Source organism: Actinomycetospora callitridis, from assembly GCF_028737265.1.
GTDB classification, from domain to species: Bacteria; Actinomycetota; Actinomycetes; order Mycobacteriales; family Pseudonocardiaceae; genus Actinomycetospora; species Actinomycetospora callitridis.
This window is the reverse complement of record NZ_JAQZAK010000022.1, coordinates 1-2752: the sequence shown is the minus strand read 5'-3', so window position 1 is coordinate 2752 and position 2752 is coordinate 1. Positions and strand designations below refer to the sequence as shown.

1 rRNA gene is annotated in these 2752 nt (G+C 58.9%); it reads right to left on the bottom strand.

Features of this window, described 5'->3' with window-relative positions:
• Positions 1–63 precede the first annotated feature (63 nt).
• Positions 64–2752: ribosomal RNA gene (locus PH191_RS29925) — 23S ribosomal RNA — on the bottom strand; the annotation flags it as partial.

The following is a 2752-nucleotide window of genomic DNA, read 5'->3' as shown; positions in this document are numbered from 1 at the left end:
TGTTCGTTACGCAGTTGTTTGCCGTGTTCACACACAAGCTCGTCGTGATTGCTTGACGTGTGTGTGGGCAAGTCCTCGGCCTATTAGTACCAGTCCACTGAACGCCTTGCGGCGATTACATGTCTGGCCTATCAACCCACTGGTCTGGTGGGGGCCTTAACCCTCGAAGGGGTGGGAGACCTCATCTTGGAACAGGCTTCCCGCTTAGATGCCTTCAGCGGTTATCCTTTCCGAACGTAGCCAACCAGCCGTGCCCCTGGCGGGACAACTGGCACACCAGAGGTTCGTCCGTCCCGGTCCTCTCGTACTAGGGACAGCCTTCCTCAAGTCTCCTGCGCGCGCGGCGGATAGGGACCGAACTGTCTCACGACGTTCTAAACCCAGCTCGCGTACCGCTTTAATGGGCGAACAGCCCAACCCTTGGGACCTACTCCAGCCCCAGGATGCGACGAGCCGACATCGAGGTGCCAAACCATGCCGTCGATATGGACTCTTGGGCAAGATCAGCCTGTTATCCCCGGGGTACCTTTTATCCGTTGAGCGACACCCCAACCACGTGGTGGTGCCGGATCACTAGTCCCGACTTTCGTCCCTGCTCGACCCGTCGGTCTCACAGTCAAGCTCCCTTGTGCACTTGCACTCGACACCTGGTTGCCGACCAGGCTGAGGGAACCTTTGGGCGCCTCCGTTACCCTTTGGGAGGCAACCGCCCCAGTTAAACTACCCACCAGGCACTGTCCCTGGACCAGATCATGGTCCGAGGTTAGATGCCCAATTCGACCAGAGTGGTATTTCAACGTTGACTCCACGATCACTGGCGTGACCGCTTCCCAGTCTCCCACCTATCCTACACAAGCCGAACCGAGCACCAATACCAAGCTGTAGTGAAGGTCCCGGGGTCTTTCCGTCCTGCCGCGCGTAACGAGCATCTTTACTCGTAGTGCAATTTCGCCGAGTCTGTGGTCGAGACAGCGGGGAAGTCGTTACGCCATTCGTGCAGGTCGGAACTTACCCGACAAGGAATTTCGCTACCTTAGGATGGTTATAGTTACCACCGCCGTTTACTGGCGCTTAAGTTCTCAGCTTCACCCCGAAGGGTTAACCGGTCCCCTTAACGTTCCAGCACCGGGCAGGCGTCAGTCCGTATACATCGTCTTGCGACTTCGCACGGACCTGTGTTTTTAGTAAACAGTCGCTTCCCCCTGGTCTCTGCGGCCCCACCCCGCTAACCCGCAAGGGGTTTCACGGGACAGGGCCCCCCTTCTCCCGAAGTTACGGGGGCATTTTGCCGAATTCCTTGACCACAGTTCGCTCGAACGCCTCGGTATTCTCTACCTGACCACCTGTGTTGGTTTGGGGTACGGGTCGCGTAGGAACTCGCTAGAGGCTTTTCTCGGCAGCATGGGATCACTCTACTTCGCCTCAAACGGCTATGCGTCACGTCTCAGCCTCATGGTGAACGGATTTGCCTGTCCACCGGCCTACACGCTTGCACCAGCACTACCACTAGCTGGCGGAGCTGCCCTCCTGCGTCACCCCATCGCTTGGCTACTACCAGGCGGGGTCCCGCGCTCCCCTCGAGGTGCTCCCGAAGGAGACACCCGAGGTTCGGGCGGTTAGCACACCTGGATTCGCCAGGGACGCGCCTACACGAGCACGGGAATATCAACCCGTTGTCCATCGACTACGCCTGTCGGCCTCGCCTTAGGTCCCGGCTCACCCTGGGCGGAAAAACCTGGCCCAGGAACCCTTGGTCATCCGGCGGCAGAGTTTCTCACTCTGCTATCGCTACTCATGCCTGCATTCTCACTCACACGGGCTCCACGACTGGATCACTCCGCCGCTTCACCGCCCGCATGACGCTCCCCTACCCAACACCACCACCAGCTACGCCATCAAGGGCAAGCAGTGTTCACGCGGTGTTGCCGCGGCTTCGGCGGTGCGCTTGAGCCCCGCTACATTGTCGGCGCAGGACCACTTGACCAGTGAGCTATTACGCACTCTTTCAAGGATGGCTGCTTCTAAGCCAACCTCCTGGTTGTCTGGGCGATCCCACATCCTTTCCCACTTAGCGCACGCTTAGGGGCCTTAGCCGGCGATCTGGGCTGTTTCCCTCTCGACTACGAACCTTATCGCCCGCAGTCTCACTGCCGCGCTCTCGCTCACCGGCATTCGGAGTTTGGCTGACTTCAGTAAGCTTGTAGGCCCCCTAGGCCAACCAGTGCTCTACCTCCGGTGAGTACCACGCGACGCTGCACCTAAATGCATTTCGGGGAGAACCAGCTATCACGGAGTTTGATTGGCCTTTCACCCCTACCCACAGCTCATCCCCCAGGTTTTCAACCCTGGTGGGTTCGGGCCTCCACGCCGTCTTACCGGCGCTTCACCCTGGCCATGGGTAGATCACTCCGCTTCGGGTCTAGAGCACGCGACTGAATCGCCCTATTCGGACTCGCTTTCGCTACGGCTACCCCTCAACGGGTTAACCTCGCCACGTACCACTAACTCGCAGGCTCATTCTTCAAAAGGCACGCCATCACCCCGCAAGGCTCTGACGGCTTGTAGGCACACGGTTTCAGGTACTGTTTCACTCCCCTCCCGGGGTACTTTTCACCTTTCCCTCACGGTACTCGTCCGCTATCGGTCATCAGGGAGTATTTAGGCTTACCGGGTGGTCCCGGCAGATTCACAGCGAATTTCACGGGCTCGCTGCTACTCGGGGACACCGCAACGGGAGAACGCAGTGTTTTCG